Annotated in this window: 21 protein-coding genes; 8 read left to right on the top strand and 13 right to left on the bottom strand. The window is 58.3% G+C overall.

Annotation, left to right across the window (positions count from 1 at the left end; translation table 11 throughout):
- From P8O11_RS02090 to P8O11_RS02080, 3 genes are all read left to right on the top strand, one after another.
- Positions 1–400 (top strand): ATP-binding cassette domain-containing protein (locus P8O11_RS02090; RefSeq protein WP_300291138.1); only part of this gene is annotated, 400 nt, incomplete at its 5' end.
- Positions 400–1,194, top strand: coding sequence for a metal ABC transporter permease (locus P8O11_RS02085; RefSeq protein ID WP_300291136.1), 795 nt, complete (start codon positions 400–402; stop codon positions 1,192–1,194). The genes P8O11_RS02090 and P8O11_RS02085, both read left to right, overlap by 1 nt.
- On the top strand, positions 1,194–1,814 hold the full coding sequence (locus tag P8O11_RS02080) for a DUF1045 domain-containing protein (RefSeq protein WP_300291134.1): 621 nt from the start codon (positions 1,194–1,196) through the stop codon (positions 1,812–1,814). The genes P8O11_RS02085 and P8O11_RS02080 overlap by 1 nt, the downstream gene beginning before the upstream one ends.
- On the opposite strand, the gene P8O11_RS02075 is transcribed toward P8O11_RS02080, so the two are convergent.
- From P8O11_RS02075 to pobA, 5 genes are read right to left on the bottom strand one after another with little or no spacing between them, the layout of a single operon-like run.
- Complete coding sequence (locus P8O11_RS02075) at positions 1,800–2,630, bottom strand: 3-keto-5-aminohexanoate cleavage protein (RefSeq protein WP_300291132.1); 831 nt, start codon at positions 2,628–2,630, stop codon at positions 1,800–1,802. The genes P8O11_RS02080 and P8O11_RS02075 overlap by 15 nt on opposite strands.
- Positions 2,631–2,639: 9 nt before the next feature.
- Positions 2,640–3,254 carry a protocatechuate 3,4-dioxygenase subunit alpha gene (gene pcaG, locus P8O11_RS02070; protein ID WP_300291130.1) on the bottom strand — a complete coding sequence of 205 codons (615 nt, stop codon included), beginning with the start codon at positions 3,252–3,254 and terminating at the stop codon, positions 2,640–2,642.
- 1 nt (position 3,255) lies between these two features.
- Positions 3,256–3,981, bottom strand: a complete 726-nt coding sequence (gene pcaH / locus P8O11_RS02065) for a protocatechuate 3,4-dioxygenase subunit beta (RefSeq protein ID WP_300291128.1) — start codon at positions 3,979–3,981, stop codon at positions 3,256–3,258.
- On the bottom strand, positions 3,978–4,358 hold the full coding sequence (pcaC, locus tag P8O11_RS02060) for a 4-carboxymuconolactone decarboxylase (protein ID WP_300291126.1): 381 nt from the start codon (positions 4,356–4,358) through the stop codon (positions 3,978–3,980). Before pcaC ends, pcaH begins: the two co-directional genes overlap by 4 nt.
- Before the next feature lie 10 nt (positions 4,359–4,368).
- Positions 4,369–5,538, bottom strand: a complete 1,170-nt coding sequence (gene pobA, locus P8O11_RS02055; RefSeq protein WP_300291124.1) for a 4-hydroxybenzoate 3-monooxygenase — start codon at positions 5,536–5,538, stop codon at positions 4,369–4,371.
- A 94-nt stretch (positions 5,539–5,632) separates the two neighbouring features.
- Here pobA and pcaQ point away from each other — a divergent pair, with 94 nt between their 5' ends.
- On the top strand, positions 5,633–6,550 hold the full coding sequence (pcaQ, locus tag P8O11_RS02050; RefSeq protein ID WP_300291121.1) for a pca operon transcription factor PcaQ: 918 nt from the start codon (positions 5,633–5,635) through the stop codon (positions 6,548–6,550).
- 51 nt (positions 6,551–6,601) lie between these two features.
- Here the strand turns inward: pcaQ and leuB are convergent, their stop codons facing one another.
- The 5 genes from leuB to leuC form a co-directional block, all read right to left on the bottom strand.
- Positions 6,602–7,708 (bottom strand): 3-isopropylmalate dehydrogenase, encoded by a 1,107-nt coding sequence (gene leuB / locus P8O11_RS02045; protein WP_300291120.1) that lies wholly within the window; start codon positions 7,706–7,708, stop codon positions 6,602–6,604.
- Positions 7,709–7,872: 164 nt separating this feature from the next.
- Positions 7,873–8,844: an endonuclease/exonuclease/phosphatase family protein gene (locus P8O11_RS02040; RefSeq protein WP_367186815.1), complete on the bottom strand. Its 972-nt coding sequence runs from the start codon at positions 8,842–8,844 to the stop codon at positions 7,873–7,875.
- 119 nt (positions 8,845–8,963) lie between these two features.
- Positions 8,964–9,809 carry a hypothetical protein gene (locus tag P8O11_RS02035; protein WP_300291118.1) on the bottom strand — a complete coding sequence of 282 codons (846 nt, stop codon included), beginning with the start codon at positions 9,807–9,809 and terminating at the stop codon, positions 8,964–8,966.
- 353 nt (positions 9,810–10,162) lie between these two features.
- On the bottom strand, positions 10,163–10,768 hold the full coding sequence (gene leuD / locus P8O11_RS02030; RefSeq protein WP_300291116.1) for a 3-isopropylmalate dehydratase small subunit: 606 nt from the start codon (positions 10,766–10,768) through the stop codon (positions 10,163–10,165).
- Positions 10,768–12,171 carry a 3-isopropylmalate dehydratase large subunit gene (gene leuC, locus P8O11_RS02025; protein ID WP_300291114.1) on the bottom strand — a complete coding sequence of 468 codons (1,404 nt, stop codon included), beginning with the start codon at positions 12,169–12,171 and terminating at the stop codon, positions 10,768–10,770. Before leuC ends, leuD begins: the two co-directional genes overlap by 1 nt.
- A 248-nt stretch (positions 12,172–12,419) precedes the next feature.
- Between leuC and P8O11_RS02020 the strand changes: the two genes are divergently transcribed.
- Complete coding sequence (locus P8O11_RS02020) at positions 12,420–13,802, top strand: mechanosensitive ion channel domain-containing protein (RefSeq protein ID WP_300291112.1); 1,383 nt, start codon at positions 12,420–12,422, stop codon at positions 13,800–13,802.
- A gap of 161 nt (positions 13,803–13,963) precedes the next feature.
- Here the strand turns inward: P8O11_RS02020 and P8O11_RS02015 are convergent, their stop codons facing one another.
- The gene (locus P8O11_RS02015) at positions 13,964–15,217 is read right to left on the bottom strand and encodes a DNA polymerase IV (protein WP_300291110.1); all 1,254 of its coding nucleotides are present in this window, start codon (positions 15,215–15,217) and stop codon (positions 13,964–13,966) included.
- An 87-nt stretch (positions 15,218–15,304) separates the two neighbouring features.
- Between P8O11_RS02015 and P8O11_RS02010 the strand changes: the two genes are divergently transcribed.
- Positions 15,305–16,198: an SPFH domain-containing protein gene (locus P8O11_RS02010; RefSeq protein WP_300291107.1), complete on the top strand. Its 894-nt coding sequence runs from the start codon at positions 15,305–15,307 to the stop codon at positions 16,196–16,198.
- Entirely contained in the window at positions 16,198–16,506 is a 309-nt protein-coding gene (locus P8O11_RS02005) for a hypothetical protein (RefSeq protein WP_333908505.1), read from the top strand. The genes P8O11_RS02010 and P8O11_RS02005 overlap by 1 nt, the downstream gene beginning before the upstream one ends.
- A gap of 15 nt (positions 16,507–16,521) precedes the next feature.
- Here P8O11_RS02005 and pyrF read toward each other — a convergent pair whose 3' ends face one another.
- Together pyrF and P8O11_RS01995 are read right to left on the bottom strand one after the other, a co-directional pair.
- Positions 16,522–17,217: an orotidine-5'-phosphate decarboxylase gene (gene pyrF / locus P8O11_RS02000; protein WP_300291104.1), complete on the bottom strand. Its 696-nt coding sequence runs from the start codon at positions 17,215–17,217 to the stop codon at positions 16,522–16,524.
- An 87-nt stretch (positions 17,218–17,304) separates the two neighbouring features.
- Positions 17,305–17,577, bottom strand: coding sequence for a hypothetical protein (locus tag P8O11_RS01995; protein ID WP_300291102.1), 273 nt, complete (start codon positions 17,575–17,577; stop codon positions 17,305–17,307).
- Positions 17,578–17,832: 255 nt separating this feature from the next.
- Here P8O11_RS01995 and clpB point away from each other — a divergent pair, with 255 nt between their 5' ends.
- A complete protein-coding gene (gene clpB, locus P8O11_RS01990) occupies positions 17,833–20,448 on the top strand; it encodes an ATP-dependent chaperone ClpB (protein WP_300291100.1) in 2,616 nt (871 codons plus the stop codon).
- Positions 20,449–20,619 lie beyond the last annotated feature (171 nt).

Below are 20,619 nucleotides of genomic sequence, written 5' to 3'. Positions count from 1 at the left end.
GCTTTCGGGTGGGCAGATGCAACGGGTTTTGCTGGCGCGCGCGCTGATTGTGGAGCCTGATGTATTGATGCTGGATGAGCCGACGCAGGGGCTGGACCAACCCGGGCAAGCCGAGTTTTACCGTCTGATTGAAGATCTGCGTGGCGAGCTTGGTTGTGCTGTGTTGATGGTCAGTCATGAGCTGCATGTGGTGATGAGCGCGTCTGACCGTGTGATTTGCCTCAATGGGCATATCTGCTGTGAGGGGACACCCGAGATTGTTCGCAATGCGCCTGAATACCGACGCCTCTTTGGCTCGGGCACGCAGGGGGCGCTGGCGCTGTATCGTCATGAGCATGATCACGTACACGACGAAAACTGCGGGCATGACCACGCCCACGACCATGAGGACGCTCACTGATGCTCAATGACTTTCTGGTGCGCGCGGGGCTCGCGGGCCTTGGTGTTTCGTTGGCGGCGGGGGCGCTTGGCCCCTTCGTTGTCTGGCGGCGGATGGCATATTTTGGCGATGCGATGGCGCATGCCGCGATTCTGGGTGTTGCCCTGTCGCTTGGTTTTGCGGTTTCGGTATTTATCGGGGTTTTGTTTGCGGCGCTCTTGGTTGCGGTTTTGTTTGTCACGCTGACGAGGCGGAGCCAGTCGGCGGATTCGTCGCTTGGGGTGATCGCACACTCGGCGCTGGCCTTTGGGCTTGTGGCTGTGGCGATGAGTTCGCAATCGCGGGTGATTAATGTGGAGGCCTATCTTTTTGGAGATGTGCTGACAGTCTCGCGTGCCGATCTGGCACTGATTTGGAGTGTGACTGCTGTTGTCGCGCTGTGGCTTGTCTGGCGCTGGCAGGCGCTTGTGACTTGGGTGCTCTCGCCTGATCTGGCGGAGACGAGCGGCTACAACACGAAGCTTGAGGAGATGGGACTGATTGCTGCGCTGGCATTGGTTGTGGCTGTCGGGATCAAGGCGGTGGGGGCGCTTTTGATCACGGCGCTTCTGATCATTCCTGCTGCGAGTGCGCGGCCACATGTGCGTACGCCTGAAGGCATGATTGCTCTGTCGCTTGGCTTTGGTGCACTGGCGGCTGTGGCGGGGCTGCGCGGGGCACTTTGGTTTGATACACCTGCAGGGCCGAGTATTGTCTGTGCTGCGGCGATTGCTTTTGCGGTTTCGATGATTGTGGCGAAGATGCGGGGGCACTGATGTATAAGCGCTATGCGATTTATGACTGCCCTGAGGGGGCGCTTGGATCCTTTGGCGCGGCGTGGCTGGGGAGTGGTGCTGCGCTGGTGGAACGGCCTGCGCGCTATGGCTTTCATGCGACATTGAAGGCGCCTTTTTCGCTTGCGGAAGGCCAGAGCGAGGGCGGGCTTGCGGGCGCTGTGAAGGCGCTGGCGGCGGGGCTTGCGCCTGTGGAGATCACGCTTGAACTGGCGCGGTTGGGAAGCTTTTTTGCGCTTGTGCCGAGGGGAGACAGTGAGGCGTTGAACCGCTTGGCGGGGTCTTGCGTACTCGAACTTGAGGCCTTTCGTGCGCCTAAGAGTGCAGCGGAATATGAGCGCAAGCTGCGGCCTAATATGAGCGAGCGGAAGTTAGAAAACCTCAAGCGTTGGGGCTATCCGCATGTGTTTGACGACTTCCGCTATCATCTGACCCTGACGGGGCCGGTTGCGCAAGGGGCGCGCGAAGCTGTGGTCAACCAGCTGGAAGCTGTGCTGCCTGACTTGGGCGCGCCACATGCTATAACCTCGCTGTGCCTCTGTGGTGAGGACGCTGCGGGGCAGTTTCATGTGATCCAGAGATTTCCTCTAAGCGGGGCGTAGGCCGAGTAGTTCGCGGGCCTGAGCCGCGGTTGCGACGGGGCGCTCGTATTTGTCACAAAGCGCGGCTGCGCGCGCGATCAGCGCCGCGTTGGACGGGGCGAGAGTGTCACGATCAAGGCGCATATTGTCCTCAAGTCCTGCACGCGTATGCCCGCCTGCAGCGATGGCCCATTCGTTGACAACGAGCTGGTTTGGCCCGATGCCAGCTGCGCACCATTCGGCGCTTGGCGCGCGGGACTTCATCATCTGCACATAAAAATCAAACACCTCTTTATCGGCGGGCATGGCGTTTTTCACGCCCATGACGAACTGCACATAGAGCTTTCCATAGAGCGTGCCTTGTTCATGCATACGGATGGCTCCGAGGATGTGAGAGAGGTCGAACGCCTCGACCTCTGGCGTGATCTCGTATTTGACCATCTCGGAGGCGAGCCATGCGACAAGATCGGGGCTGTTCTCATAGACCCGCGTTGGGAAGTTGTTGGACCCCACGGAGAGCGAGGCCATATCGGGGCGTAAGGACAACATCCCGCCGCGCTCATGGCCTGCACCAGAGCGACCGCCCGTGGAAAACTGCAAGATCGCTTCGGGAGCATGCTTGCGCAGCTCTTCTTGCAGGCGGGCGAACTTCTCGGGGTCCGAGCTGGGCGTTTCGTCGTCGTTGCGCACGTGCGCGTGGATGATACTTGCGCCCGCCTCAATGGCGGCGAGGGAGCTTTCGACTTGCTCTGCGATTGTTGTGGGCACAGCCGGGTTGTTCGCTTTGGTCGGGACAGAGCCAGTGATGGCGCAGCAGAGAATGCAGGGTTTGGTCATTGAGATGCCTTAAATATCGAAGAATACGGTTTCGCCGTCGCCTTGGAGACGGATGTCAAAGCGGTAGGTGTTGCCTGTTTTTGTTTCTGTGCGCTTGGCCACAAGAGTCGCTCGGCGGTGTTCCCATTCGATAGAGTTCAGGACAGGGTCGGAACTGTTGTCTTCGTCTTCAAAATAGAGCCGCGTGTTGAGGCCCACGTTTATGCCGCGCGCGACGATCCAGAGGTTGATATGGGGCGCTTGCATCTGTCCGTTGCGGCCGAGGGTTGCTCCTGGCTTCACCGTATCAAAGCCCCATTCGCCTGTGGCAAAATCTGTGATGACACGGCCCCAGCCGCGAAAGCCTTGTTCTACTTCGCCCCCGCTTTCGGGGTGTGCATAGACGCCTGCCGCATTGGCCTGCCATGCTTCAAGCAGCACGTCTTTCACAGGCGCACCTGTCCCGTCGATCACGAGGCCCTCGATACGGATACGCTCGCCCGCCGCATTGGGGCCTGCGATGTCCCATCCCAGCTCTTCGCGGTAGATATCAAAGCCAGCGGCCCCCGGCGCGAGGCCGATGTGAACATAGGGCCCAGCGGTTTGGGAGGGGGTTTCTTTAAGGTATTTGGGCGCGTTGCTCATATCAATTCCCCTCCAGCTTGTTTTCAAAGAGCGTCGAACGGCGGCCGCGCAGGACGATATCAAAACGATAAGCAATCGTATCGAGCGGAATCGTTGCGTTCATATCAAGCTTTGCCGTGAGCTGGTCTATCGCGGTTGGATCGGGGATTGTCTGGACAATCGGACAGCGCGCGATGAGCGGGTCGCCCTCGAAGTAAAGCTGGGTGATGAGGCGCTGTGCGAAGCCCGAGCCAAAAACTGAGACATGGATATGCGCGGGGCGCCAATCATTGATACCGTTGCGCCAAGGGTAGGCGCCAGGCTTGACTGTTCGGAAGTAGTAATAGCCCTCGGCGTCGGACAAGGTGCGCCCGCAGCCGCCGAAGTTCGGATCAATCGGGGCGAGGTAGTTATCTTTCTTGTGGCGGTAGCGTCCGCCTGCGTTGGCTTGCCAGACTTCGACCAAAGTGTTGGGCACGGGGCGGGCGTTTTCATCCAAGACACGGCCATGAACGATAATGCGCTCGCCAATGGGGCTCTCGCCTGCTTTGGCGTAGTTGTTCAGGAGGTCGTTATCGAGCGGGTCGATATCATTGTGGCCAAAGCGCGGACCGGTGATTTCGCTCGGGGTGTTTTCCAGCGAGATGAGCGAATAGCGCGGCGAACGGGCGACCGATGTTTTGTAAGGCGGCGTGAGGGCAGGCGCATGCCAGTTGCGGTCACGTTGGTAGAACTCGGCTGGTTTCATGTGTCTGCCTCCATTTCGGCATAGGTCTCTTTGGCCAGTTTTAGCGCGTGGTTGGCACGGGGCACGCCTGCATAGAGCGCGACGTGTTGGAAGACTTCAAGAACGTCTGTCTTGCTTGCGCCCGTACGCGCCGTAGCGCGGATGTGCATCGGGATCTCGTCAAAGTTGCCTAAGGCGGCGAGAAGCGCAAGTGTCAGCATCGAGCGCTCGCGATCAGGGATGCCGTCAGAGGCCCAGACATTGCCCCAAGCGGTTTCTGTGATCAGCTCCTGAAATGGAGTGTCAAACTCGGTTTTGGCGGCTTCGGCGCGGGCGACATGGGCCTCGCCGAGGATATGGCGGCGCACCTCCATACCCTTATTGTAACGGTCACTCATAATCAGACTCCTAGTAGGGCAGGCCTATATAATTTTGGGCCATGACGCTTTGCGCGGATTTGTTGCTGCGCAAAAAGTCGATGTCGGCCTTTTGCATTTTGAGATCAAACTCGGTTTGATCGGGGAAGCGGTGCAGAAGATTTGTCATCCACCACGAGAAACGCTCGGCCTTCCAGACACGGGCGAGGGCCTTTTCGCTGTAGGTATCCAGTCCTGCGCTGTTGTTCTCAAGGTAGTGTTGTTTGAGGCCTTCAAAGAGATAGTGAATATCGCTTGCGGCAGTGTTGAGCCCTTTGGCCCCTGTGGGCGGGACAATATGGGCCGCGTCACCACAGAGAAAGAGGCGGCCCCAGCGCATTGGCTCCGTCACAAAGCTGCGCAAGGGGGCGATGGACTTTTCGATGCTTGGGCCTGTGACAAGCTTTTCGGCGTGTTGGACTGGTATGCGGCGCTTCAGCTCTTGCCAGAAGGCCTCGTCTGTCCAGTCTTCGGGTTTGTCCGAGAGGGAGCACTGGATGTAATAGCGGCTGAGCTTGGCGTTGCGCATGGAGCAGAGGGCAAAACCACGCTCGGAGGCGGCATAGATCAGCTCGTCGTTGACGGGGGGGGTCTCTGAGAGGATGCCGAGCCAGCCGAAGGGGTAAACCTTTTCGTATTCACGGCGCACGGACAACGGGATTGTTTGGCGTGAGACACCGTGAAAGCCATCGCAGCCGGCGATAAAGTCGCAATCGATGCGGTGGGTCTCTCCGCAGACATTATAAGTAACGTAGGCTTTGTCTGTGTCGGCGCAGTGGATTTCGACCTGTTCGACATTGAAGAGGGTCTGCAAGCCAGCGGCTTCGCGGGCGTCATATAGATCACGGGTGACTTCTGTTTGGCCGTAGACGACGACAGATGTATCGGTGTGTTCTTTGAAATTGATGGTGAACTCTTCGTCCCCATAGGAGATGATCGTGCCCTCATGCACAAAGCCCTCCGCCTCAAGCCGTGCGCCAACGCCTGCTTTGTGCATCAGGCTGATCGTGCCAGTCTCAAGGATGCCCGCGCGGATGCGACTTAGGACATAGTCACGCGTTTTGCGCTCCAGTACCACGGCGTCAATGCCTTGGGTGTGAAGGAGTTGTCCGAGGAGGAGGCCAGAGGGGCCACCGCCGATGATGACGACTTGGGTACGCATGGTTTGCCTTTCTAGAACGTTTGTGAATTTTAATGGTCAAATTTGATATGTAAAATGAATTAGATGGCGATATAGTTTCCAAAAAAGGAAAGTTATGGACCGCCGTATCAAGCTTCGTCATATCGAGGCCTTTGCCGAGATAGCCCGCCACAAAAGTCTCAAGGGGGCGGGTGAGGCGCTTGGACTGACACAGCCTGCGATCTCCAAAATTCTCAAAGAGCTTGAGGATATTCTTGGTGCAAGCCTTATGAGCCGTGGGCGTGGTGGCGTAGAGCTGAGTGCTGAAGGGGCCGTTTTTCTGAAAGGTGCTGAGGCAAGCCTGTCGGCACTCAGGCAAGGCTTTGACGGTGTGACGCGGCTTAAGGCAGGCGGCGCGGGGGCTCTTTCTGTGGGTGCGATGCCGAGCGTTGCGGCGCGGGTTTTGCCCTTGGCGAGCTTGAAGTTTCGAGAGAAGGAACCTGAGACAGTCCTGAAGGTGGAGGATGGACCGCACAGCTTTTTGATGGAGCGGTTGCGCGCCGGGGCGCTTGATCTGGTTGTTGGTCGGATGGGCCCACCCGCGACGATGACAGGGATCAGCTTTACGCAGCTTTATAGCGAGCAGGTGGCTTTCGTTGTGCGTACGGGGCATCCGCTGTGTGGCGAGCGGCGGCTTGCGGCGCTGCGCGACCAGTTTGTGATCTATCCGACAGAGCGCGCGGCGATCAGGCCTTTGGTGGATAGGCTCTTCATTGCCGAGGGGGTGGCCGAGTTGCCGCATCGGATTGAGAGTGTTTCGGGCGACTATGGCCGCGGGCTGACGCGGGCGAGCGAGGCGGTCTGGATCATTTCCCAAAGTGTTGTCGCGGGCGATATCGCAAGCGGATTCTTGGAGCAGCTTCCCATTGAAACAGGGATTACCGCGGGACCAGTGGGTGTTATGACGCGGGCGGAGGAGGACGTCTCGCCATTAGCACAGCTCTTTCGGGCGGGCTTGAGCGAGGCGGTTTCAGAGCTGAGGCTGAGAGCCTGAACGCAAAACGGCCCCGCGAGAGGCGGAGCCGTTTGTGATAGAGTGGAGGCCTTAGAGGCTGGCTGTGAGAGCCGCAACGATGGCATCACCCATCTCGGAGGTGCTGATCGCGCTGACACCTTCTTCTCCGAGAAGATCTGCTGTGCGCAAACCATCGGCGAGAACTTTTTCGACAGCTTTTTCCAGACGATCGGCTTCAGCGCCCTGATCAAAGCTGTAGCGCAGGGCCATAGCGAAGCTGAGCAAACAGGCGATCGGGTTGGCTTTGCCTTGGCCCGCGATATCTGGGGCGGAGCCGTGTACTGGCTCATAGAGCGCCTTGGGGCGGCCATTGGCCATTGGCACGCCGAGCGAGGCAGAGGGCAGCATGCCCAAGCTACCTGTAAGCATCGCGGCCATGTCAGACAAGAGATCCCCGAAGAGGTTGTCTGTCACGATCACGTCAAACTGCTTGGGCCAGCGGCAGAGCTGCATCGCGCCTGCGTCGGCATACATATGAGAAAGCTCAACGTCGGCGTATTCGGCTTGGTGAACTTCTGTCACAACATCTCGCCAGAGAATGCCTGATTCCATGACGTTGGCTTTTTCCATTGAGCAAACTTTGTTGCCACGCTTGCGCGCGAGTTCAAAGGCGGAGCGCGCCACGCGGGCGATTTCGCTTTCAGTGTAGCGCTGCGTGTTGATGCCCACACGCTCGTTGCCTTCTTCAAAGATACCGCGCGGCTCGCCGAAGTAGACGCCTGAGGTGAGCTCGCGCACGATCATGATATCTAGGCCCGCGACCACATCTTTCTTGAGCGAGGAAAAATCGGCCAGCGCGTCAAAGCACTGCGCGGGGCGCAGGTTTGAGAAGAGGTCCATCTCTTTGCGCAGGCGCAGAAGGCCGCGCTCCGGCTTTACGGAGAAGTCGAGCACATCATATTTGGGTCCACCAACGGCGCCGAGGAGAACGGCGTCAACCTCTTGGGCCTTTGCCATCGTGTCGTCATGCAGGGGCGTTCCGTGCGCGTCATAGGCCGCGCCGCCGACGAGGTCTTCGCTGACGTCAAAGGCGAGGCCGCGGTTTGCGCCATACCAGTCGATGATCTTGCGGACTTCGGCCATAACTTCGGGGCCGATGCCGTCACCGGGAAGAATAAGAAGCGAAGGGTTGCTCATAATGTAGTTCCTCGTTTGAAAAGCTTGGCTCTGAGCTAGCGGCTGGCGAGGGGAGGGTCAAGAAACATAAGGTGCAAGGCCAGCTTCGAGTGCGTCCCAGACGCTTTCCGGGGCAAGTTACAGGCGCTTTTCCAGAGTTTGAGGCCGCGCCCCTGCAAGATGTTCTAGGGCAGTCTGATATCGGTCCAGACGAGGCGGTGACGGCTGGCGGCAAGGGCGAGCGCGTGGTCTGAGGAAGGGAGCGCTGGCCAGAAGACGCCGGCATCGGTGACGGTGACATCAGCGGAGGGCAGCAGGAAATCGACCCGCATGTTACCAGGGCCGAATGTGTGGGCGGTGGGCTCTGCCCAATCTGCCGTATCAAGCGCGGGATCGCCGAGATGATCGGGGGTGGTGGCGGCGGCTGCGCCCTCGCTTTTGGGCAGGGGGTCTTGCAGCTTGGGGTGGGCGAGCAGGGCTTGCATCACCTCGCGCCGCCCTGCGCCATCTGCGGGGTCTAGATTGGCTCCGAAGGCAAGGACGAAGGGACCAGCAGGGGGCGTGCCGAGGCGGCCTTCGATGTGGTGAAGCCAGAGGGCATTTTCGTCGTGGTTGCGCTTGCCGTTCCGGTCTTCTGCGCCGTCAAAGACGGGTGGTGTGGCTTGGCTGATCAGCAAGGTGAGCGGGCCGCTGGGCAGGGTGACGGGCAGGGACCAGTGCGCTGTTGTCGAGAGGCGTTGGACGGCAAGAGCCGCATCAGAGGGGAAAGGGGCGCCGCTTGCGTGAGTGGGCAGGAGCGCCTCGGGGAAATCGTGCCAGAGGAGGGCGGAGAAATCCTGAAGGTGCGGCTCGTCAATCGGGAAGCGGGACAGGACGGCGAGGCCGCCTTGGCCCGCAAAGTAGCCAAAGCCTTGTGAATCGCGGGGGCCACCGAAGCGGCCATCCCCATCCATATCAAGGCCCGTGGCCCAGCCCGTATTGGTACGGCGGGCGTAAGCGTAGGGATAGGGCGCGGCTGTTTCGGCGAGCAGATCAGCGAAGGCACGCAGGGCGGAAAGCTCTGCGTCATAGTCAAAATCTGCGAGAACGAGGATGTCGGGATCTGTGCGTGCGATCACGTCTCTGGCGGCAAGGGCCTGCGCGTCTCTGCGGGAGATGTCGCGTAAGAGGAGGCCAGGGCCTTTGCGCGAGAGGCCCGCGCTATAAAAGGCGATGCGCAGGTCTTTTGCCCAAAGCGGGGAGGCGACTGGGACGAGGAGCAGGAGTGCGAAAACGATCAGGCAGAGGCGGTTTGCAATCCGCTTTTTTCGGCTTCTGAGTAGGCACGATTGCGCTTTTCCTCGATCAGCTCGGCGATCCGACCCATGGCGATACCACGCATGATCATGCTTGCAGGAAGAAAGGCCCATGCTGTCATCGTCCAGATCAAGGTTTGCGGATTCTGCATCGAGATCGGATCAATGAAGCTTGATGCAGCTTTCACAATGGCTGGGATCAAGAATGGCAGCAAAATTCCTAACACAATGTTAAGACCTGCGTCGCGTTTGAGGCGGTGGACCACATCGCCGCCTGCTGTCGGGTCAAACAGGGGCAGGTTGATCCAGACGTTAAAGGCGCGGTTGCGTGTCGGCCAGCCGAGGAGGCGGACCATTGTGACAAATACGAAAAGGGCAACCAGCGACACCATATAGGCTATACCCGCTGAGGTGCGAACAGAGCCGATCAGCTCGGCCGAGGCATATTCAGGCATCATCAGGACGACAAGGCGAACAGGCGAGAAGGGAAAATCAAGCGCTGTTCCCCAAGCTGTGCCAAGCTGCGTCAGCGTGTTGGCCATCGGATTGGAGCCTGTGGGACTGGCGAGAATGACAGAGAGCAGTGTCACAATCACGAACAATGCCAAGAAGCGCAGCCTGTTGAAGGGAGAGGCGTAGCGAAATTCGATGATTGAGGGATATTGGCTGTAGTACTCGATGAAGACCATCAAAAACGCCAGAAGCGCCACCAAGACCGTGATCTGGCTGGTGTCAGTGCTGACATTCGGAAGCAAGAGTGATGGCATAGCCACCAGAAAAGCCATTAATATAGCGCGCAAAGCTGCGCCAGTTACACGAGTAAACACTGCCCAATCCTTCCAACTTGGTCGGTCACGATACGATGCCGTGTCCTTGTTCCAACTTGAACCCGCTCTTTATGGCGGTATGCCTCAATCTTGCCCAAATTTTGCCTTCTTTCGATTCACAGCTCAAGTCATGCGTTGATAAGAGCTTGGAAATGGGGCGCTTTAAGGGAGCAAGTGGTGCGAGATTGCATCAATTGTGGATCGTAAATGTGGCGTTTCAAAACAATTTTACTACATTTTGTACGATCGGGCAGTTTTGCCCATAGGGACAGATTTGGGAAGTTTTAATCAAAGTGTTCAATGCGCGGCCACGAGAGCTGTCTTGCAGCCGCGCTTGATATTTTAGAGCCGGCTCAAACCCAAGGGCGCGACTGACTCGCTGCGGCTTCGAATGTGTCGATCGCGGCGGCCTTTTCCATGGTCAGGGCAATGTCATCCAGACCTTCGAGCAGGCAGTGCTTTTTGAAGGCATCGACTTCAAAGGCGAAAACGTCACCATCTGAAGTCGTCACCGTCTGAGCTTCGAGATCAACATCCATGCGAGCGTTGGCGCCCTTTTCAGCGTCTTTCATCAAGACATCGACAGCCTCTTGCGGCAAGACAATCGGCAGGATGCCGTTCTTGAAGCAGTTGTTGTAGAAGATGTCGGCGAAGCTTGTTGAAATGACCGCCTTGATGCCAAAATCGGCGATGGCCCAAGGCGCGTGTTCGCGCGAGGAACCACAGCCGAAGTTGTCACCGGCCACGAGGATTTGCGCTTCGCGGTAGGCGGGCTGGTTGAGCACGAAGTCGGCTACTTCTGTGCCATCGCGGTTGTAGCGCATTTCGTCAAAGAGATTTTTGCCAAAGCCTGTGCGGGCAATCGACTTTAGAAACACCTTGGGGATGATCATATCAGTGTCGATATTCACGAGGGGCATCGGCGCGGCGATACCTGAGAGTTTTTCGAACTTGTCCATTAGATCATATCCCGAATGTCTGTGAGGTGGCCTGTGATGGCAGCGGCGGCGGCCATGGCGGGCGACACAAGGTGTGTGCGGCCCTTGTAGCCTTGGCGGCCTTCGAAGTTGCGGTTTGAGGTGGCTGCGCAGCGCTCGCCTTCCGAGAGCTGGTCAGGGTTCATCGCGAGGCACATGGAGCATCCCGCGAGGCGCCATTCAAAGCCCGCCTCTTTGAAGATATCAGCCAAGCCTTCTTCTTCGGCCTGCGCGCGCACAAGGCCCGAGCCTGGAACGATCATGGCGCGCATGCCGTCCTTGATTTTCTTGCCTTTCAGGATTGCGGCCGCAGCGCGCAAATCTTCGATGCGCCCGTTTGTGCAAGAGCCGATGAAGACTGTGTCGATCTGAATGTCTGTGAGCTTCTGGCCCGCAGTAAGACCCATATACTCAAGCGCGCGCTTGGCCGCGTCGACCTTGCCGCCTTTGAAGCTCTCGGGGTGAGGCACAACACCTGTAATTGGCAGAACGTCTTCGGGCGATGTGCCCCAAGTGACAACGGGTTGGATGTCTTCGCCTTTGAGGGTCACGACTTTGTCAAACACGGCGTCTTCGTCTGTGTAGAGCGTTTTCCACCAGTTGAGGGCGGCTTCCCACTGTGCGCCTTTGGGAGCGTGAGGGCGGCCTTTGACATAGGCGTATGTTGTTTCGTCAGGCGCGATAAGGCCTGCGCGTGCGCCGCCTTCGATGGCCATGTTGCAAACAGTCATGCGGCCTTCCATCGAAAGATCGCGGATCGCTTCGCCGCAATATTCGATGACATAGCCTGTGCCGCCAGCTGTGCCTGTCTCGCCGATGATGGCGAGGGTGATGTCTTTTGCGGTCACACCGGGCATAAGTTTGCCAGTGATCTCGACTTTCATGTTCTTGGATTTTTTCTGGATCAGCGTTTGGGTGGCGAGCACGTGCTCGACCTCTGATGTGCCGATGCCGTGGGCGAGCGCCCCAAAGGCGCCGTGAGTCGCTGTGTGGCTGTCACCGCAGACGACTGTCATGCCTGGAAGCGTCCAACCTTGCTCAGGGCCAACGATGTGAACGATGCCTTGGCGAACGTCGGAAACTGGATAATAGTGCACGCCAAATTCGCGGGCGTTCTTGTCCAGCGCATCGACCTGGATGCGGCTCTCTTCGTTTTCGATGCCTTTGGCGCGGTCAAGCGTTGTGGGGACGTTGTGATCGGGCACAGCGATTGTTTTTTCTGGTGCGCGAACCTTGCGGCCGGTCATGCGCAGGCCTTCAAACGCCTGAGGCGATGTCACTTCGTGGACAAGGTGACGATCAATGTAGAGAAGGCAGGTGCCATCGTCGGCTTCATGGGCGACGTGGGCATCCCAGATTTTATCATAGAGTGTTTTGGGGGACATGTGTCCTCTCCCGTATAAAGAATGTTGAATGGTGGCGGTCGAAAAGACAGGCGAGGCGGCTTAGAGGCACGCCGCGACGAGGCGTTCTTCGGAGAAGAAGCGTTCGCGCAGGCGAGCGCGGTCGTCGATGTCAAATATCTGTGTCATGGCCAAACAGATACAGCTTGGGCGGGTTGCCTGCAAGAGTTTGATGGCTTGGTCTTGTCCGCTTGGCCTGCACATGTAACTCTGAAAAGAAAAGAGACCGCATGGAAAACGAAACGACATTGGCCACAAACCCAAATCTGCCAGCGGCCAGAACGCCCGCCACATCCGCGCCAGAGCAGGCCTCGGGAGCTGTTGTGAATGAAGCGCAAGAGATTGCCTTGTCATTGGCGGACAAGGCGCAGGGCTTTTTAGAAGGCTTGTTGCGGCCTTGGAATGCCTATCAGATCGTTATTGCGCTCGGGCTTTTCATTGTCGCGCATCTTTTGGCCAAGCTCTTGCGGCCGCGCTACCGCGAATGGATGCGCTCACGGGAAAACTGGCCCAAGTGGCGCTTGCGGTTCATGTTGCTTGTCGAAAGGCGTTTGCGGCTGATCTGTTTTGTTCTGCTGATCTTCCCGACGGTTTGGCTGATGCGCGAGCTGACATGGCCCTCGCGGTCCTATTTGCTTGGTGTGATTGCCAATCTTGCCCTTGCTTGGCTCGTGATCGCGATTGTCACGCGGCTGATCAACAACGGATTTTTACGGTCTTTGGTGCGCTACGCCGGCTGGGCCTGGGCGACACTGGTGATCCTTGGGATCACCGAAGAGGCCATCAGTCTGATGGACACGGCGGCGATTGAGCTGGGCACCTTGCGGCTTTCGATCTGGATGTTGGTGCAGGCAGTGTTCACGCTTGGCCTGCTGTTTTTCCTCGCGCGCTCTGTCTCAAAGGCGACGGCAAGCGGTGTGCGGCGCAACGAAGATATCAGCCCGTCGATGCAAGTGCTTGTCATAAAGTTTGCGCAGGTCGGGCTGTACGGGCTCGCGCTCTTTGTCGGGTTGCGGGCCACTGGGGTGGACTTGACGGGGCTGGCTGTTCTTTCGGGGGCGATTGGTGTCGGGCTTGGTTTTGGTTTGCAAAAGGTTGTCTCAAACCTTGTTTCCGGTGTGATCATTCTTTTGGACAAGTCGATCAAACCGGGGGATGTGATCAGCCTTGGTGAGACCTTTGGCTGGATCAACACGCTGGGTGCACGTTATACCTCTGTAGTCACGCGCGATGGACGGGAATATCTTATCCCGAACGAAGACCTGATTACGGGACAGGTTGTGAACTGGTCGCACTCAGACGATTTTGTGCGGCTCGATATCTATTTTGGTACTGCCTACGGTGATGACCCCCATAAGGTACGGGCGCTGGCGATTGAGGCGGCGCGGGGTGTGGACCGAGTGTTAAGTCATAAAGCGCCAGTTTGCCATATTGTCGGGTTTGGCGACAATTCCGTGGATTATATTCTGCGGTTCTGGATCAAAGATCCGACTGGCGGGCTGACCAACATCCGCGGCAATGTCTACCTCGCGCTTTGGGACAAGTTTCAGGAAAATAATATTTCGATCCCCTTCCCGCAGCGAGAAGTACGAATGCTGGATGACGGCTCTTGAATTTTTCGGGCTGTGAGTGTTGCAGGGTTTGCGCTTTGGCTGCGCCAAATCGCGCTGGAGCGAGAGGGGCTTCGCCCCCCTCGCGCTCCCCCCGCCCCTCGCGCTCCCCCCAGGGTATTTTTGAAGAGAAGAAGGGGTGTGGCGCAGCTTTGGGTGCGACCCTAGCGTAGGGCGCGGCCTTTGAGGATAGCGTCTTTGCCGAATTTTTCGCGAATTTGGTCTGTGGCGCGTTCCACATCGGAGCGTTTCGCAGCGCCCTCATCCAAAAGATCATGGGAGCGATCGGCGTCGCTGGCTGGAACGAGGCCCGAGAGGCCCGTTCCGATGAGGCGGAAGGGGCCTTCATCGTCCAGCTGATCAAAGAGGGTACGGGCGGAGCGATAGATTGAGTCGGCCATTTGAGTGGCGTCATGCAGGGTCTGGCGGCGGGTGAGGCTTTTAAAGCTCGCCGTTTTGAGTTTGAGCGTCACGGTCTGGCCGGCAAAGCCTTTGGCTTTGGCGCGATCCGAGACTTGTTCGGCGAGCCGCCAGAGGTGCCCATCAAGGAGGTCTTTGTCGCCTGTGTCTTCTGAGAAGGTTGTCTCTTTGGAGATCGACTTCACCGGCTCATGGGCGGAGACGCGGCGGCTGTCTTCTCCGCGGGCGAGGTGATAAAGCCGTGTGCCCATGGAGCCGAAGCGGGCTGTGAGATCCACCTCGCTCCAGCGCAGAAGATCGGAGAACAGATGGATCCCCGCTTTGTCGAGCGCGGCTTGGGAGACGGCACCGACCCCCCAGATCAGGCGAACGGGTTTGTCGCGCAAGAAATCGGCTGTTTCGGCCTTGCCGATGACCGAAAACCCTTTGGGTTTCTCCAAATCAGAGGCGACTTTGGCAAGGAATTTGTTGTGGCTGAGGCCGATAGAGCCTGAGAGGCCAAGCTCGTCTTTCATTCGTTTGATGAGACGGGCGAGCATGATGGCAGGAGGGCGGCCATGCAGCCGCGCGGTGCCTGTGAGATCCATGAAGGCTTCATCAAGCGACAGCGGCTCGATTTCGGGGGTCATCTCTTCCATCATGGCGCGGATGGCGCGGGAGGCTTGCACATAGGCGTCCATGCGGGGGGCAACAACGACGGCATCGGGGCAGAGCTTGAGCGCCTGAAACATTGGCATGGCAGACCGCACGCCGCGAATGCGCGCGATATAACAAGCTGTCGAGACAACGCCGCGGCGGCCTCCGCCGATAATCACGGGTTTGGCGGCCAGCGCTGGGTTGTCGCGCTTTTCAACGGAGGCATAGAAGGCATCGCAATCCATGTGGGCGATGCTGAGATCATATAGCTCTGGGTGTGCAGTGATACGGGGGCTGCGGCAGGCTGGGCAGCGCGCTCCCGTTTCAAAAGGGTGTAAACAATCTCGACAGAGGCTTGGCATGACACTTCATACGCCGAGCCAATGCGCAATTCTACTTGGAAGTTTGACAGCTTGCCCCCATATTTGACGGAGATTTGGGAGAGTGACATGAGTTTGGAACAAATTTTGACGGGTCTGCTGGGCGGGAATCTTGTGGCCCTGCTGATCGCGCTGCTAATCATTATTTCGATTTTCCTCGGGGTGCGGATTGTCCCGCAGTCTGAGAAATATGTGGTGGAGCGCTTTGGGCGCTTGAAATCGGTGCTTGGGCCAGGGATCAACTTTATCGTGCCGTTTATCGATGTGGTGCGCCATAAGGTGAGTATCCTTGAGCGGCAGTTGCCGACGGCGTCTCAGGACGCGATCACTAAAGACAACGTTTTGGTACAGGTCGAGACCAGTGTGTTTTATCGTATTCTGGAGCCTGAAAAGACAGTTTACCGCATTCGCGATGTTGACGCGGCGATTGCCACGACAGTGGCAGGCATTGTTCGTGCAGAGATCGGCAAGATGGAGCTTGATGAGGTTCAGAGTAATCGCTCCAGCCTGATCGGGCAAATCCAGAACGCTGTTGAAGATCAGGTCGACAATTGGGGGATCGAGGTGACGCGCGCCGAAATTCTGGATGTGAATCTTGATCAGGCGACGCGCGATGCGATGCTGCAGCAGCTCAATGCGGAACGCGAGCGGCGTGCTCAGGTCACACGGGCGGAGGGCGCGAAACGCGCGGTCGAGCTCAATGCGGACGCTGAGCTTTATGCGGCCGAGCAGATTGCCAAGGCGCGTCGGATCGAAGCGGATGCGGAGGCCTATGCGACGGGTGTTGTTGCCCAAGCGATTGCGGATAACGGGCTTGAGGCGGCGCAGTATCAGGTTGCGCTCAAGCAAGTTGACGCTTTGGCCAAGGTGGGCGCGGGTGCGGGGAAGCAGACGATCTTGCTGCCTGCGGATGCGATTGATGCCTTCAAGAACGCCTTTGGCATGTTGAAGGGCGGTAAGTGATGGATATGATGACAGGTGATGGGCTTTGGAGCCTTTGGTGGGTCTGGCTGGCACTGGCGCTTGGGCTCGGAATTCTCGAGATCCTTGCGCCTGGATTTATCCTTTTGGGCTTTGCCATTGGCGCGGCCGTGGTTGGTGCGCTGCTCGCTTTGGGCGGGCCGCTGGGCGCATATCTCGGCGGATCATTTACGTTGACGCTTGTTGTCTTTGCGGTGTTCTCCCTCATCGGCTGGATCGGGCTTAGGCGCACTATGGGCGTGCGTAAGGGGCAGGTGAAGACCTGGGATCGGGATATCAACGAAGACTGACAGCTCTCGCTGGGGTTAGAGCTTTGGCAGCTCGGCCAGCACAGCGCGGGCGGCCTCGGCGGGGTCTTGAGCCTGCCAGATGGGGCGGCCTACGACAATATGATCAGCCCCGTCTGTGACAGCCTGTGCAGGCGTCGCAACACGCTTTTGGTCACCAAGAGCAGCACCCGCGGGGCGCACACCAGGGGTCACGATGAGCTTGCCAATGGCTTCGGGGAGTGCGCGGATCAGCGCGGCTTCTTGGGGTGAGGCGATGACGCCATCGGCGCCCGCATCGAAGGCGCGCGCGGCACGTTCTATCACCAGCTCTTGAACATCGCCTGCTTTGAGGAGTGATGCGTCCAGATTGGCGCGGTCAAGTGATGTGAGGATCGTGACAGCCAGGATTTTCATATCAGAGTTAGCGGCGCCTTCCTTGGCGGCGCGCACGACATGAGGGTCACCATGCACGGTGAGAAAGTCGAGATCAAACTGTGCGAGGCCGCGCACAGCGGCTTCAACCGTTGCGCCGATGTCAAAGAGTTTCATGTCGAGGAAGATGCGCTTGCCGTGTTCGTCGTTCAGCTCTTGCGCAAGCGCAAGGCCACCGCCTGTCAGCATGCCGAGGCCGATTTTGTAGAAGCTTACGGCGTCGCCAAGTTTGGCAGCGAGCTCAAGCCCCGCGATGGCATTTGGGACATCGAGGGCGACGATGAGGCGATCATCTGACATATGGGGGCTCCTTCACAGCGGGTTTTGGCCTTGTTGCGGGGATTAACCGTGGCGTCAAGGGCATGCACTATGAAGGAGCCGAATGTCTCAGGCTGCGAGCGGGGGGAGCTCTGGGGCCTGAGGCGTGGCTGTGAGCCGCTTGAGGTGCGAGCGCAGACCCGGATTGGCGGAGCGGTGTTTGCGCAGGGCTTTGCTTGAAAGTTGCTCCATCACCAATGCATATTCCGCATCAAGCGGGGCGGCGACGAAGCTTGGATAGCTGAAGGTCTCTCCTGCATCTTGGATAAAGACAATCGCTTCATAGCCAGAAAACTCTAGATTGTAGCGGATGCGCGCAATGCGTGATTTACCATAAGACATACTGGTCCTCCTAACGGGCAGGGCGCTGTGCCGTTGCCTGTGGATAAGATGGCATGTGCTTGGCCTAATAAAAGGGGGTTTCACATAAAGGTGACTCAGTTTGTAACTAATTGCGAAAATCCGCCGACGGCTATTTTACATGACAAGCTCTTGAAGCGGAGCGCGATCCACCCCATTTTTGTATCAAGGTTCCCGACGCGACGTATGCCTCTTTTGGGTGCGCCAGCAGGGAAGGCTTATAAAAGGAGAAAGACCATGAACCTAGAGAAGTTCACGGAGCGCTCGCGCGGGTTTTTGCAGGCTGCGCAGACAATTGCTATGAGGGAAGATCACCAGCGTGTGATGCCCGAACACCTGCTGAAAGCAATCATGGACGACAGTGAGGGGCTTGCGAGCAACCTCATCACCAAAGCGGGTGGCGCGCCTACACGGGTGAAAGACGCTGTCGATATTGCCGTTGCCAAGATCGCCAAAGTGAGTGGCGATACGGGCCAGCCATATCTTGATAAATCATTGGCCAAGGTACTGGGCGAGGCTGAGAGCCTTGCGCAGAAGGCGGGTGATAGTTTTGTGCCTGTCGAGCGTATTTTGATGGCGCTGGCGATGGTGAAATCGGCTGCGAAAGACGCGATGGATGCGGGCGCTGTGAATGCGCAGGCGCTGAATGCGGCGGTAAACGATATTCGCAAAGGCCGCACGGCGGACTCAGCGAGCGCGGAAGACAGCTATGAGGCCTTGAGTAAATATGCCGCTGATCTCACAGAGCGCGCGCGGCAAGGCAAGATCGATCCGATCATCGGCCGCGACGACGAGATCCGCCGCACCATGCAGGTTCTCAGCCGCCGCACAAAGAACAACCCTGTTCTGATCGGTGAGCCCGGTGTCGGGAAAACCGCGATTGCCGAGGGGCTTGCCTTGCGTATCGTCAATGGCGATGTGCCTGAAAGCTTGCGCAACAAGAAGCTGATGTCGCTGGATATGGGCGCGCTGATTGCTGGCGCAAAATACCGTGGCGAGTTTGAGGAGCGGCTCAAGGCTGTGCTCAACGAAGTCACTGACGCGGCGGGCGAGATCATCCTGTTTATTGACGAGATGCACACGCTTGTCGGCGCGGGCAAGGGCGACGGCGCGATGGACGCGGCGAACCTTATCAAACCCGCTCTGGCGCGCGGCGAGCTGCACTGTGTGGGTGCGACGACGCTTGACGAGTATCGCAAGCATGTGGAGAAAGACGCGGCCCTTGCGCGGCGTTTCCAGCCTGTGTTTACAGACGAGCCGAGCGTGGAAGACACGATTTCTATTCTGCGGGGCATCAAGGAGAAATACGAGTTGCACCATGGTGTGCGGATTTCGGACAGTGCCTTGGTGGCGGCGGCGACGCTTTCAAACCGGTACATCACTGACCGCTTTTTGCCTGATAAAGCCATCGACCTAATGGACGAGGCGGCGAGCCGTCTGCGTATGGAAGTCGACAGCAAGCCAGAAGAGCTTGATGCGCTGGACCGTCAGATATTGCAGATGCAGATCGAGGTTGAGGCCTTGAAGAATGAAGACGACGAGGCCTCGAAAGACCGTCTTGAGCGGCTCCAGAAAGACCTTGGCAACTTGCAGGAGAAATCTGACGAGATGACTGCCAATTGGCAGGCGGCGCGCGACAAGCTGGAAGGCGCTCGGGAACTGAAGGAACAGCTCGACCGTGCGCGCGCGGATGTGGACATTGCGACACGCGAGGGCAACCTTGCCCGCGCAGGTGAGCTGCGCTTTGGCGTGATCCCTGATCTGGAGAAAAAGCTCGCTGCAGCAGAGGCCAGCGAGGGCGACATGACCGTTGAAGAAGCGGTGCGCCCCGAACATGTGGCGCAAGTTATCGAGCGCTGGACAGGGATTCCTGCGGGCAAGATGCTGGAAGGTGATCGCGACAAGCTCTTGCGGATGGAAGACGGGCTGCACAAGCGTGTCATTGGACAGAATGCGGCTGTGACGGCTGTGGCCAATGCGGTGCGCCGCGCGCGCGCAGGGCTGAACGACGAGGGGCGGCCTTTGGGCAGTTTTCTCTTCCTTGGCCCGACGGGTGTGGGCAAGACCGAGCTGACCAAGGCTGTGGCCGAGTTCTTGTTTGACGATGACAACGCCATGGTGCGGGTTGATATGTCGGAGTTCATGGAGAAGCATTCTGTCAGTCGTCTGATTGGCGCGCCTCCCGGCTATGTCGGCTATGACGAAGGCGGCGTGCTCACGGAAGCCGTGCGGCGCAGGCCTTATCAGGTCGTGCTGTTTGACGAGGTGGAAAAGGCGCATCCCGATGTCTTTAACGTGCTGTTGCAGGTCTTGGACGACGGTGTCTTGACCGACGGGCAGGGGCGCACTGTGGACTTCAAGCAGACGCTGATTATCCTGACATCAAATCTTGGCGCGCAGGCTTTGAGCCAGCTTCCTGACGGGGCCGATGCCTCTGACGCGAAACGCGATGTGATGGACGCGGTGCGGGCGCATTTCCGGCCCGAGTTCCTCAATCGTCTGGAGGAGACGATCATCTTTGACCGCCTCGGGCGCGAGGATATGGGCGGAATTGTCGAGATCCAGCTTGCGCGGCTCAAGAAGCGGCTTCTGGCGCGCAAGATCGAGCTTGATCTGGATGAAGGCGCGATGAAGTGGCTGGCGGATGAGGGCTATGACCCTGTATTTGGCGCGCGGCCATTGAAGCGGGTGATCCAGCGGGCGTTGCAAAACCCACTCGCCGAGGCGCTGCTCGCGGGCGACATCAAGGATGGTGATACCATTCCTGTGCGCGCGGGGGCAGAGGGCCTGCTGATTGGCGACCGTGTTGGTGCGACCAACCGCGACAAACCTGACGACGCCGTGGTCCACTAAACCGCGCCGATAAACAAAAAAGGGCCGCCCCGAGAAGGAGCGGCCCTTTTGTTTTCTGCGCCCTGATGAAACGGCGGCAGAGGCCCGTTACTTCAGTGAGGAAACAGGTCTCGAGGGCGAAAGTGGACTATTTTCTGGTGCTGGCGGGGCTTGTAGGCCTCTTTTTCGGGG

It is taken from the genome of Lentibacter sp., from assembly GCF_029254145.1.
GTDB lineage: Bacteria > Pseudomonadota > Alphaproteobacteria > Rhodobacterales > Rhodobacteraceae > Lentibacter.
Note: the sequence above shows the minus strand (reverse complement) of the source record. Positions and strands in the feature narration are given on the sequence as shown.